Source organism: Lysinibacillus sp. GW823-FHT02G10, assembly GCF_058797135.1.
This window is the reverse complement of the sequence record NZ_JBXAJI010000001.1, coordinates 1,106,014-1,118,164: the sequence shown is the minus strand read 5'-3', so window position 1 is coordinate 1,118,164 and position 12,151 is coordinate 1,106,014. Positions and strand designations below refer to the sequence as shown.

The 12,151-nt window shown below is 38.1% G+C and carries 13 protein-coding genes; 2 read left to right on the top strand and 11 right to left on the bottom strand.

The annotated features are described in order from the left end of the window. Positions 1 to 87: 87 nt before the first annotated feature. From AC1RFD_RS05900 to AC1RFD_RS05875, 6 genes are all read right to left on the bottom strand, one after another. Positions 88 to 3,042 (bottom strand): EAL domain-containing protein, encoded by a 2,955-nt coding sequence (locus AC1RFD_RS05900; protein WP_054548613.1) that lies wholly within the window; start codon positions 3,040 to 3,042, stop codon positions 88 to 90. 178 nt (positions 3,043 to 3,220) lie between these two features. Beyond that, positions 3,221 to 3,532 carry a helix-turn-helix domain-containing protein gene (locus AC1RFD_RS05895; RefSeq protein WP_054548614.1) on the bottom strand — a complete coding sequence of 104 codons (312 nt, stop codon included), beginning with the start codon at positions 3,530 to 3,532 and terminating at the stop codon, positions 3,221 to 3,223. Between the two features lie 102 nt (positions 3,533 to 3,634). Next, entirely contained in the window at positions 3,635 to 4,324 is a 690-nt protein-coding gene (locus tag AC1RFD_RS05890; RefSeq protein ID WP_048392912.1) for a CAP domain-containing protein, read from the bottom strand. Between the two features lie 442 nt (positions 4,325 to 4,766). Beyond that, the gene (locus tag AC1RFD_RS05885; RefSeq protein ID WP_054548615.1) at positions 4,767 to 5,669 is read right to left on the bottom strand and encodes a CobW family GTP-binding protein; all 903 of its coding nucleotides are present in this window, start codon (positions 5,667 to 5,669) and stop codon (positions 4,767 to 4,769) included. 68 nt (positions 5,670 to 5,737) lie between these two features. Further along, the gene (locus AC1RFD_RS05880; RefSeq protein ID WP_054548616.1) at positions 5,738 to 7,252 is read right to left on the bottom strand and encodes a lmo1851 family serine protease; all 1,515 of its coding nucleotides are present in this window, start codon (positions 7,250 to 7,252) and stop codon (positions 5,738 to 5,740) included. Positions 7,253 to 7,552: 300 nt separating this feature from the next. Further along, positions 7,553 to 8,326, bottom strand: a complete 774-nt coding sequence (locus AC1RFD_RS05875; RefSeq protein ID WP_492474609.1) for a GNAT family N-acetyltransferase — start codon at positions 8,324 to 8,326, stop codon at positions 7,553 to 7,555. 131 nt (positions 8,327 to 8,457) lie between these two features. On the opposite strand from AC1RFD_RS05875, the gene AC1RFD_RS05870 reads away from it, so the two are divergent. After that, a complete protein-coding gene (locus AC1RFD_RS05870; protein ID WP_492474608.1) occupies positions 8,458 to 8,736 on the top strand; it encodes a translation initiation factor 2 in 279 nt (92 codons plus the stop codon). Between the two features lie 43 nt (positions 8,737 to 8,779). On the opposite strand, the gene AC1RFD_RS05865 is transcribed toward AC1RFD_RS05870, so the two are convergent. The 5 genes from AC1RFD_RS05865 to fabZ form a co-directional block, all read right to left on the bottom strand. Continuing rightward, positions 8,780 to 9,526 carry a polysaccharide deacetylase family protein gene (locus AC1RFD_RS05865; RefSeq protein WP_066036803.1) on the bottom strand — a complete coding sequence of 249 codons (747 nt, stop codon included), beginning with the start codon at positions 9,524 to 9,526 and terminating at the stop codon, positions 8,780 to 8,782. Between the two features lie 63 nt (positions 9,527 to 9,589). Further along, the gene (locus AC1RFD_RS05860) at positions 9,590 to 9,988 is read right to left on the bottom strand and encodes a DinB family protein (protein WP_492474607.1); all 399 of its coding nucleotides are present in this window, start codon (positions 9,986 to 9,988) and stop codon (positions 9,590 to 9,592) included. Between the two features lie 43 nt (positions 9,989 to 10,031). Continuing rightward, on the bottom strand, positions 10,032 to 10,526 hold the full coding sequence (locus AC1RFD_RS05855; RefSeq protein WP_048392926.1) for a hypothetical protein: 495 nt from the start codon (positions 10,524 to 10,526) through the stop codon (positions 10,032 to 10,034). 88 nt (positions 10,527 to 10,614) lie between these two features. Continuing rightward, on the bottom strand, positions 10,615 to 10,797 hold the full coding sequence (locus AC1RFD_RS05850) for a hypothetical protein (protein WP_066036806.1): 183 nt from the start codon (positions 10,795 to 10,797) through the stop codon (positions 10,615 to 10,617). Positions 10,798 to 10,814: 17 nt separating this feature from the next. Then, positions 10,815 to 11,240: a 3-hydroxyacyl-ACP dehydratase FabZ gene (gene fabZ, locus AC1RFD_RS05845; RefSeq protein ID WP_004230156.1), complete on the bottom strand. Its 426-nt coding sequence runs from the start codon at positions 11,238 to 11,240 to the stop codon at positions 10,815 to 10,817. A 213-nt stretch (positions 11,241 to 11,453) separates the two neighbouring features. On the opposite strand from fabZ, the gene AC1RFD_RS05840 reads away from it, so the two are divergent. After that, positions 11,454 to 12,071, top strand: coding sequence for a LysE family translocator (locus tag AC1RFD_RS05840; RefSeq protein ID WP_004230157.1), 618 nt, complete (start codon positions 11,454 to 11,456; stop codon positions 12,069 to 12,071). The last annotated feature ends 80 nt before the right edge of the window (positions 12,072 to 12,151 follow it).

Below are 12,151 nucleotides of genomic sequence, written 5' to 3'. Positions count from 1 at the left end.
TTCGTGTATTTCAAACGCTTAGTTCGTGTGATTCCACGCCATGAAAAAAAGATGCCCTCTAGAACATTTGGGCATCTTCATGATCAGCTATTTTTTAAAATAAGCTTCAATATCCTCATACATAAAGGGCGTTCCCTCTATTTTTTCATGGTGATTATGCAAGGCTGTCATTCGATTGATGATCGGGGCTAATTTTCCTTCATCCTCCTGCGTCAAATTAAAGGCGACGCCATAAGAATAGATTTGGTATTTTTCTTCTAAGGTCCATCTAAAAGTACCCTCTAGGTTAAATGATTGATTCATTAAAATAAAGCTAAATTTAAATTTCATCGTTTGATTAACGGGTAGCTTCAAAGAAGAGCGAATCTTCATGCCGCCTAAGCTAATATTTTCAATGATGATCGGGGTATGACCGATATTAATTTTTTGCTCATTCATTTCGATAATCGTCATAAAGCCCTTCACATAGGCCGGGAATTGAAAACGATAATATTTGCGTCGCTCCACCACAGGTTTTTTATGAATAATCGCTTTTTGTGGTGTTAAAATGCCTTGTGCCAGCATTTTTTCAAAGGCTTTCGCGGGAACAGCCTTCGTATAAATACTACCTTGCAAATAATCACATTCTTGCTGCTTTAAAAAGATAAATTGCTCGTAACTTTCAACTCCTTTTGCCACAACCTGAATACCAAGCATTTTGGCTAAATAAATCGTTGCTGAAATGAGTCCATTTTCAATCGGACGATCATGACGAATTTCACGGATAAACGCTTCATAGATATGGAGTGTCGTTGGTTGGAATGTTCGCAATGATTCTAAGGAAGAGTAGCCTGTTCCAAAATCACCAATAGCAATTTTGACACCGATGTCTTGTAATTCTTTAAGAACGGTCATCACACTTGTACTATTTTTTAAGATGGTACTTTCGCTAATCTCGAACTGTATATAATGAGCGTCAATCGAATTTACCTGTAATTGCTCTTGGACAAACTGAATAAAGCCTTTTTTCATCAGACGGATTGGCGATATCTTAATACTAATTGTTCGCAGCACATGCCCTTGCTGCTTCCAGTGCTGTAACAACGCACATGCTTTTTTAATCACCCAATCTGTAATGATGTGAATCATATGGTTTTCTTCCGCTAATGGAATAAATTCACCAGGTGACACAAGGCCCCATTCTTTATGATGCCAACGAATTAACGCTTCTGCACCATTGATAACCCCCTTTTGCGGCTCTACCATTGGTTGGAAATATAATTCGAATTCCTCATTTAACATGGCTTGTCGCATATCTCGGTCTAACACATACTGCTTATAGGAAGTAATATCCTCTGTAAAGGCATAAATATGAAAACGATTCCTTCCCTGCTGTTGCGCATAGCATAAAGCAGAATATGCATTTTCTAATAAAATGTTTCTCGTTAAGCCCTCCTCTGGGTAAAAAGCAATACCAATACTAGCAGATAGGTGCAAGTGATAGTCTTTTATCGAAAAAGGTGTATCAAAGGTTTTCAGTACACGGCTAGCCAGCGCGTAAATATGTTGCTTGCTCACATATTTTTTTATGACAATGATAAAATGCTGATTGTCTAAACGTGCCATGTAACTGTGATCATCTGTTAGTGTTGAAAAGTAGTTGGTCACCGTGCGCAGAAGCTCATCACCGATTTTCGTACCTAGCGCATTATTTAAGATATGAAAGCGGTTAATCGAAATATATAATAGTGCGAAGGGTTCGCCAGCTAAGCATAAGGTATCAACTTTATCATGTAAGCTCAAGCGATTTGGTAAACCTGTCAATTCATCATAATACACTAAATAATTAAGCTTCTTTTCTCGTTCAATCTCCTTTGTAATATCAGTTACTAAGCCGAAAATATGGTTGACCTCCCCTTGCTGATCGAGTCTCGGCACAATTTGCTCCAGCAACCACTTTGTCTGATTCTCCCCCGTTAGGATACGATAAATCACTTGATAGCTTTTGCCTGAAGCGAGATGATCTGTATACGCTAATACCTCCTCACGATGTGCAGGATGAATCATATTAATCCATACTTCTGAGTCATCATAAAGCTTAGCTAATGGAATACCAAGAATTCCTTCCAACCCTTTAGAGGCGAACAGCATATTGCCCCGAATGGAATCTCGCATCCAAATCCCTGCATCTAAATTGTCAAAGATAGAATGATAGTTGGCTAATGTATCATTTAGTGTTTTCTCAAGTAGTTTGAAAGCTGTTTCGTCTTTGACAACCCCAATCATCTTAAAGGGCTTGTCATCCTTCCATATGACTTCGGCGGCTGCCTGTAGAAAACGCAGCTCATTGGTTTTACCGTGATAAATTCGGAAGTCACTGTCAAAATTAGTCCCTTTTCGAGCATGATTAAATGCATCATATGTCCTTTCATAATCATCTGGATGAATGAACTGGAAAACGTGCTCAATACCATCGTTATCTGAACGTGCAAAGCCAAAAATATGATAAAAGTTATCTGAGCAAAACAGTTTGTCATGCTGAATAAAGTACTCCCAGCTCCCAACTGCCGCAATATGCTGGGCGTAATTTAAATGCTTCTCATGTAGCATTAACTGATGCTTCATGGCTGAATACGTGGACATATCTTCAATGATTAAATAGAGCCCCTCCGCCTGATTGTCGTCATTTTTTATTGGTATAAACGTCAGTACGAGGCTTAGGTTTTGTCCTTGATGCTGGAGTCTTTCAATATCAATCTTGACCGACTTTCCTCGTAATGTTCGATTGAACGCTCTTTTTAATCGTTTATAATCTGCATCAGTCAGAATTTTCTTGAAATCTTCTGCATGACTAGGTCGATATTGTAATAGTTCATAGAGTGCTTCTTGATTGACGTAAATAATTTCGCCATCTGCCGAAAACACAATCATCATATCGGGGTGATACTTGGCAAAGGACATGGCATATGAAAATAAACGATGATCTTGAGCTGTTGCCAGCGCAAACGTATGCGGTCTTTCTTCTTTTGTAAAAAACTGCTTTAATAGATTCGGCTTTTTCATCCATCTCACCTCTCCCTACTTTTTACCCACTACTTATTTATCAATTCCCCCAAAATACAGTTTAAAAACTACTATTTATAAAAGAGAAAGAAAAGTTTCATCGACCGTTTTTCGCTGGAGAAGCGCTCTTTTTTATTAGGTGATGCCCCTATCCAAAGAAATAGTTCATATGTTTTTCTTAAGGTACTACGATTAATTCCATATCCAATAGCCAGCGATCAATGGCTTGCTTTGGATAATAGACTTTGTCCCCTACCTTCACATGAGGGATTTCGCTTATGTAACTATTAGATCCGTCTGGCACTTCTGTTAATTTTAGCACTTCCACTACACTGATTCCTAAATAATCAGCTGCCTCTTGCTGTGACAATAGCTGGTGTTGCACGGATTCCTTTGGCTGCTCTTTTAAACTAGTGGCGATGAGCCAGCTTCCTATTAAAAACGACACGGCTAATGAGAAAATCGCCATTGCTATGCTATATTGTTTCAATTCTATCCTCCCTTTCTCATCAAATTTTACCATTAATTCAATAAAAAAAGATGCTCTATAAGCCTTTAAAGACTTATAGAGCATCTTTCTATTAATAAATGATTATTTTTGGATAAATTGTTGTGTCCAGTAGTTACCTGATTTCACATAACCTACACCGATGTGTGTAAATTTACCGTTTAAAATGTTCGCACGGTGTCCTGGTGAGTCCATCCACGCTTGTACTACTTCTTGTGGTGAACGTTGACCTTGAGCAATGTTTTCACCTGCAGCTTTATAAGCGATACCTAAAGCTTTCATACGATCAAATGGTGAACCAAATGTTGGGCTCGTATGTGAGAAATATTTATTTGTTTGCATATCTTGTGATTTTTCACGAGCTGCAGCCATTAATTTTGCATCTGTTTGAAGTGGTGATAAACCAGCTTTTGTACGCTCAGCGTTTGTTAATTTTACTACTTCTTGTTCAAATGCGTCCACATCTGAAGTTGTTGTTGATGGTGTTGAAGTAGTTGGTGGTGTTGCTGGCTTTTCATTTTGTGATGATTGATTATTATTTGGCTTTGTTGGTGTTGTATTATTTGTTGTTGGCGTCTCATTAGATGGTGTCGATGCCTGTGGAAGTTTAATCGTCCACTTATGATTATTGTTTGACCATTTATAATAATAAACATTACAGTTTGTTGATTGCTGTACGGAATTCCCCTCTGTTGTATTTGCAGCAGCAGAAGCTATTTGAATTGGAGCTGCTAAAAGAAATGTTGCACAAATTGCAGTTAGTGTTTTTTTCATGTTTGCAATTCCTCCTTCTCTGCCACTAATCGTAAGGGATGATTTTCATTAAAATCTTACCAACATCTGCTAACTACGCCAACGAAGAAGAAAATGCGCGAAAAATCACGTTTTTTTCGCGTTATTTTTTAGCAGGTTTCACCAATCTATGAAATACTTACGTTTGAAAGAGGGTTGACACCCCTCCTAAACTCGTAAATATTTTAGAAAATAAACAGCTGATATGAATAAAAAATGTATGTTTTATACACTCATTTTTTAATCGCCTTTCTTCATTACTTTCTTTGCATCACCCTGAGACGGCTAGTGTCGTAGCCTCATGTTAGCTTAATATTACAATTGTGTTACAAGATCGTTACATTTCATTTACATAAAAATAAAACAACCTGTGTAAAGCTACACAGGTTGTTCACGTGCAGAAATTCACTGGTTGCTTTATTCTTCAATTCTCCCCAATAACAGGTAAAGCACTAACATTCTCTCCAATAATAACAAGTTTTGCTGGCATTTTTATATATTCTGGGAGCCATTGCACCATTCCATAAGCATATTGGAACAACATTGGGTTTTTGATGCCCTTAATTGGTACATAGCCTTTCATACGATAAATCGTTTCAGGTAATTCACGCACCCAATCTTCAAACTGCTCCTGTGTAAATTCCTGATCTGTAAAATCTACTAAGCGAGAGCCCAGCTGCATTGAGGCTATTGGCGCTTTAACTATATCTGCTTTATCGACCTGTGTTGTTGCCTTCAGCCCCTCTAATAAGCTGAGTGGTACGCGTCCATTTGTCGTTTGCAATATAAAGGCATGAGGGTTCAAGCCCTGCAGTTCATAGACGACCTGACCTTGCTCTGCCTCTGTTAATAAGTCTGTTTTATTTGCTAACAATAGATGTGCATGGCGAATTTGCTCCAGAAATAAAGAGCGCACTTGTGGTGTTAATGTATCACGGTGTAGCCAGAGCTTAGAATCCGCCACCGTGATAATGCCTTTCACATTGAGCTGATCTGCAAAAAGCGGTGAAAAAACGGCATCCAAAGCTTCTACAGGATGTGCTGCACCTGTTGTCTCGATAATGAGCACATCAAAATCACTATCTAATAGAAGAGATTGAATTTGTGCCTCTGTTTTTTCAGCACCCGAACAGCAAATACAGCCCTCTAGCATCTCCTTTAGCGGGATATCCTTTTCCACTGCCTGCGAGTCAAATGGCAGCTTCCCGAGCTCATTCATAATAACAGCAGGCTTTAATTTCTTTTCTTTTAGCTGGCGAATGACATCTGTCAGCATGGATGTTTTGCCACTCCCTAAAAAGCCACTAAATAGGTACACATCTTTCATATTAGTTCCTCCCATAAAAAAAGCTGTCGCAGATGCCGTGAAAGACAACTGTTGCGACAGCTACATTGTTAGTTTGTTGTTTCCTCTGTTTTTTCGGCTGTTCCTACAAGAAGCTCTTTCGCTTTTAGTAACTGAGGATCATCGGCTTTCATTTTTGCACGTAACGCATCCATTAAAGCATACGTTGTATTACCTGTTAGAATGCCTGTTTCTTCAAGGTTGTTCGCTGCTTGTAGTTTTTCTACTGCCTGTGCGGTATTGTCATCAAAGATCCCATCTACTTCACCAGGCTCATACCCTAGCACCTGAAGCATCTCCTCTGCTGCTTTCACAGAGTCAGATTGTAGGCCTGTCTTCATTTCTAAAGAGGTATTCAAGTATGGTAAAGAGGCATAGGATGGATACGCAACTTTGACATCAGGCTCAATTCCTTTTTCATTAATCCAGTTGCCCTTCGGTGTTAACCATTTACCTGTCGTAAATTTCAAATTAGAGCCGTCTTTTAATGGTGTAACATTTTGGACAGTTCCTTTACCGAATGATGTTTCACCAACAACTTTAGCACCAACTGACTCTTTTAATGCTCCTGCCAAAATCTCAGAGGCTGAAGCACTGCCACTATCAACTAGTACCGTAATCGGTAGGTTATATTTTTTACCTGCTATGGCATTTGTAATTTGAGGCTCCGCATCTTTTTCTTGTACCTGCACAATCGCCTTTCCTTCTGGTACAAAGAAATTAGAGATATCGACTGCAGCCTTTAGGTAGCCACCAGGATTTTGACGTAAATCTAATACAATGCCCTTCATTCCTTTGCCTTCATACTCAGTAAGGATTTTTTCAAGCTCTTGGGCAGTTTGTTCACTAAATGATGTAACTTGAATATGGGCAATATTGCCATCCAGCATTTCACCATAAACGGTTTCGACTGGGATGTCATCACGAACAATTGTCATTTGAATAGGTTCCGTATTTTCGCCACGTTTTACCGTTAATTTTACGGGTGTTCCTTTTTCGCCACGAATCAGTGCAACTGCCTCTGTTGCACTTAAGCCCTGAATACTTTTCCCATCAACTGTTAAGATAATATCTTTTGGTAATAAGCCTGCCTTTTCAGCAGGAGAATTTTTGATAGGTGACACAACTGTAATATAACCATTACGTTCTTGGATTTCTGCACCAATTCCTTGGAAGCTTGAAGATAAGCCAGAATTAAATTGATCCGCTTCTTCCTTTACCATGAAATCGGAATAAGGATCGCCTAATGCATCAAACATACCATTGATCGCACCATCGACCACTTTTTCATCGTCAATATCTTGGTAATAGTTATTTTTCAGTAAATCAAATGCTTCATATAATTTTGTAAATTCCTCTCGTTCAATCGGAACTTTCACTTCTACTACTTTCTTATCACCAAAGGTTAACGCAAATATTGTTAAACCTGCCGTAATAAGAATTGTAAAGAACATTAGCATGATAAATTTAAACGGTTTCAGTTGTATAAATTGTCCTGCCGGCTTTATTTCAGCTGGAGTCGGCTCCTGCTGCTGTTCTGTACTTTCTTTTTTCTGTTCATCCATCTTGATTGTCACCACTCTCATTTACACTAACTTGTTGTCACACTACTACCATCTTAACAGGTTATCCAGAAGACGAAAAGAAAAAGACTGTCAAAATTTCATGACAGACCTTGTCCGATCATGCTTCATTATAACTAGCATTCCAGCACCTATTCAGCCATCATACTACTAAGTTTAGGCATATTATGGTACTGCCTTTTAATTTTACTCATTTCCTAGTAGCAGTCAACAAAAAACTCAAAGAATCATAGAAATGCTATAAGAATATAACGTGCCAGTGTCCAAAAAAGTTGCATCCTATCAGAAATTATTCATGAGTTTTTGCAGTTTTTTATATACGGAATGCACGGTTAATCGATGAAAGGCAATCAATTGTCCTTTATAAACTACTGAAAAAATACCATATGGTGTCGGTGATTTCTCCATCAGCTCTTCTCTCGTTTGAAGATCCACCAGCACTGGCTGCAATCCTAATTTTTCGGCAGCTAATTGAATATTTTCCGTGGCGACGTCTACATATGGACATTGAAAGGAACGTAAAATCGTTAAATGAGGAAATCTCGTTAATCGTTCCTGCCAATTATCAGGAAAGTATGGCCGTTCAACGCTTTCATGAAATGGAAAGGCCCATAATTCAAAATCATTGAGTGCTGTTGCCATATGCTGAAACTGATGCTGTAAAAATAAATCCTTGCTTGGCGTCCAGGAAGTTTGGTCATTTGTAATGACCACCACTCCCTTTTTCCCACGTTCCTTGGCATCCTTTAAGCACCTCTTCAGTAATTGTGTACCATAGCCCTTACCCACTGCACTTACCCATAAACAGTGAATCACCACATAGCCATCTGCATGTAAAACTCTTGAAGAGTATTCCGCGTCTGTATATTCTATAAAACCTACTTGTTTTTGATTTTCAAGTACTTGTATGTAATGTAAGCCCTTTTCAAATTGTTGATTAAGCCATTTGTTTTTGTTCTGATAGCCCTCTGTTTTTTTCTTGCTTCGTAAACAAAAGCTGCCCTTCCCCTCTAACAGCTCACTATTCATTTCAATCAGCTCTACATGGTGTGTCAATGCTAGTCCCCCCATCCGTTGATTGTACTAATTTTACCATTTTTAGTGAATCATTCAACGATCATCGGAATCGCCTTTTCACTTGTTGTCGCATATGATGCAAGTAATGACAAATGTAAGGAGGAAAAACAATGGGGAGAAATAATAAACCGAGCCAAGGCAATGAATCCATAGAAATTTTTGCGGCTAAGCTATCCTATATTGGCACAGCCATTTCAACATTAGGGGATGGTTTACAAACCATTGCAGCGGGACTCGCATTAGAAGCGCTCCAAAACGCGAACAATGATTCTTCTCAAACGAATAATGGCAATGGAAATGGGCATCAAACAGTTAAAATAGATAATATGCAGAAACAAATTGATTATTTAATTGCTGAGCTTAAACACATCAAAAAAATGTTTAAATAACCTTTACATAAAGAAAAGTGTTGAAGACGTTTCTGCTTCAACACTACTGTTTTTTTTCCATTTTCTTATGTGTCCTTTGGATTTCCAATAATTCAGAAACCGTCACAAACTGATAGCCCTGTTTTTCAAGCTCCGGTATGATTTGTTCCATTGCCTGAACCGTTTGTGCTCGATTTCCCCCACCGTCATGAAATAGGACAATATTGCCTGCTTTCACACCTTTTAAAACGGTATTCACGATGCGATGAACACCTGGGCTTTTCCAGTCAAGCGTATCTAAATGCCAAGACCACATAACAACCTTATAGCCTTTTTTTGAAATTGCATCAATCATCGCATCGGTATATTGTCCTTCAACTGGTCTAAATAATGTTGGCTGATAGCCTGTAATCCCTGCAATCACTTCATCTGTTTGCTGTATTTCTTTCATTAAATTGGTAACATTTGTTCTTAAAGGGTGTGTATAGGTATGATTGGCCAATTCATGTCCTTCTTCGTACATTCTTGTAATCAGCTCAGGATTTTTTTCTGCATTTTGACCGACAATAAAAAAGGTTGCTTTTGCATTATATTTTTCCAATACATCAAGGATATCCGCTGTATATTTGCGATGTGGCCCATCATCAAATGTTAAGGCAATGATTTTTTCATCTGTCTGAATTTCCCAAAGAATTTGACCTGCTTCCTCATAATACTTTCTTCCTTTATTTTCAGAAGAACTCACTTTTACATAAAAAAGCGATACCGTGATTAGACTAAGTGGTAGTAAAAGCAATAAAAACTTTTTCACATCTTCACGTCCCCAAATAATTATTTTCGTACTTTATTATTTGAGGATTTCCTAAAAAAATGCTTATGTTTCACATTCATTCATTAAAATTTGATGATGGATATGATGTGCCAGATGTTGCATATACTCCTCTATCAACCATCCCAATGTCCTTTGTTGTTGATTCAACACACATGGCTGGGCCAATGTCTCTTCATCAAGGTGGTCCAGTACATACATGATTTTTTTGTTGATGCTTGTCCACAACATTAAAATATCTTCTATTGGTAATTCCTGATAGCCCTGTAACGCGACCCATTGTACTTGGTCGTATGTAGTCACTACATAGGGTGAAGCTTCATTCTGAACTTGAAGAAATCGTTCAAGATTGACAATAGCCGAATCACATAAATGACCGATTACTTCTTTTTTGGACCATTTTTTTGGAGCAGGTCGTTGTGTTATTTCCGCTTCTGTCATCACACGAAATACTTCTGGTACTTTTATAAGTCAATAATGTAATTGTTCAACTGTCTTTTGCACGAAGGTCACTCCCTTCTGAAACAATTGTTACGTAATAATCTAATAATGCAATCACTGCCTGCACCCGCTTATGTTCGATTTCAATTTTAAAGGAAATCCATATAATGGCGACATTAAAACTCAAGACGGCTAATGCAACGATTTGGACAAGCGACATGCCTATCATGAGCTTGCTATTCATGGTTGTAGCAAGCAATGTAAACATGGATAAAATAACACCACTCATGGTAATAAACATGGGCTTCATGCGTATTATCTCATTTGCCTGTACCTTTAACAGATGGACAATAAATCGCAGCTCTTGCCTTGTATATTGTTGCTGAAGGATAACAAAATAGGACTGATACACATCCTCATCAAGCTTTTTATGCAATATATTTTTATGCATCTTTTGCACAAATTGATCACAGAAATCGTGCGCCAACGCTTGCTCTGGCTGTAGCTGTTCTTCTTTATGTTCTATAAAAGCGACCCTCAAACCTCCTCACCCTCTCATATTAAAACTTTCACTCCATTTACTATATGAAGGAAAGAGAGCCGTGTAGTACGAATTGAAGCAAAGTCGTTTATTTTTGAGTGTCTTTTTGCCGCGCTCTACTTAATCCAAATATAGCTGTTGCGAAAACAAAAACTACCGTACAAAGCCACATTGTCACCCCATTCCAAGCGCCTTTAGCAATCGTAATATTCGCTAATAGCGCTATTTGCATGATACAAACGGCGATATAAAGCATAAATGTGTAATTCAACCGAGAGCCTCCATTTTCTAAGATCCAAAAGCGAAAACAAGATCCGTCTCGCAAACTATTTCTCCATCTACCATTGCAATCCCTCTGCCTTTCCCAACAGCGCCCTTCACACGCGTAATCTCCACTTCTAGATGTAGCTGATCACCAGGCTTTACTTGCTTTTTAAAGCGACAATGATCGATTCCTGCCAATAAACCTAATCTTCCCTCATTCCCAGCCTTTGTCAGCATAATCACTGCACTAACCTGTGCTAATGCTTCAACAATTAGCACACCTGGCATCACAGGATACTGTGGAAAATGACCTTTAAAAAACTCTTCATTAATCGTTACATTTTTCAACCCCATTGCGCGCTTGCCCTCTTCTAACTCCACAATACGGTCTACCAAAAGAAATGGATATCGGTGTGGCAAAATAGCTTGTAATTGTTGACTTGTTAACATATGAATTCCTCCAAAGTATTTTTTATAATCTTATTCTAACACTAAATATTAGTACTAGGTAATAAAATTTAATAAGTATTATTCATTAGTTTTCTGAATTATTTTTCATTATTTTTTCAATATTTCTTTATCGACAGCCACACAATAGCTAGAATATAATATTCCATGCATTCACCCTAGAATGATTAGTTTATTAGAATAGGATGGTTTCGCATGTTATCTTTTATCGCAATAGTTCTTTTATTATTTTTAATTCCAGGTCCTGCAGTAATTATTACCATTACACAAACATTAAAAAGCGGAAAAAAGAATGGTATTTATACAGCTTTAGGTATCGGTCTTGGTGACTTGGTTCATACATTAGCGGCTGTTTTAGGTCTCTCTGCTATTTTAATGAAATCAGCCACTGCCTTTGAAGTGGTGAAATATATTGGTGTGGCATACCTTGTTTACTTAGGCATTCAGATGCTCCTCACAAAGCCAAAGAAAATTGAGCAACCGACTGTCGAACAAAGTCCTGCTAGTACTTCATTCCGTCAAGGCTTTTTAGCAGAAATCCTCAATCCAAAGACGGCACTGTTTTTCCTAGCCTTCCTACCGCAATTTGTTCAGCATAACGAGCAATCTGTCACAAGCCAATTGCTAACACTCGGTATAACATTTGTCGTGATGAGTGCTTTATATACAATCCTACTCGCAGTAATTACAAGCTTCATTGGCGAAAAAATCTTTACAAAAACAAGCGGTAGCTCACGCTGGCTCGAAAAGACAGTTGGCTTCGTTTATATCGGTCTCGGTGTCCGTTTAGCATTACAGACACAAAGTAGATAAATTGGAGAAGAACACAAAAAGTGTTCTTCTTTTTTTGCAGGAAAATGGAGTTTTAATAGCCAATAATATTAAAAAGGAGG

What these genes read in the sequence shown, in the direction of transcription:
- AC1RFD_RS05900 (WP_054548613.1), bottom strand. Translation starts at nt 3,042, where the DNA reads ATGAAAAAGCCGAATCTATTAAAGCAGTTTTTTACAAAAGAAGAAAGA.
- AC1RFD_RS05890 (WP_048392912.1), bottom strand. Translation starts at nt 4,324, where the DNA reads ATGAAAAAAACACTAACTGCAATTTGTGCAACATTTCTTTTAGCAGCT.
- AC1RFD_RS05885 (WP_054548615.1), bottom strand. Translation starts at nt 5,669, where the DNA reads ATGAAAGATGTGTACCTATTTAGTGGCTTTTTAGGGAGTGGCAAAACA.
- AC1RFD_RS05880 (WP_054548616.1), bottom strand. Translation starts at nt 7,252, where the DNA reads ATGGATGAACAGAAAAAAGAAAGTACAGAACAGCAGCAGGAGCCGACT.
- AC1RFD_RS05870 (WP_492474608.1), top strand. Translation starts at nt 8,458, where the DNA reads ATGGGGAGAAATAATAAACCGAGCCAAGGCAATGAATCCATAGAAATT.
- fabZ (WP_004230156.1), bottom strand. Translation starts at nt 11,240, where the DNA reads ATGTTAACAAGTCAACAATTACAAGCTATTTTGCCACACCGATATCCA.
- AC1RFD_RS05840 (WP_004230157.1), top strand. Translation starts at nt 11,454, where the DNA reads ATGTTATCTTTTATCGCAATAGTTCTTTTATTATTTTTAATTCCAGGT.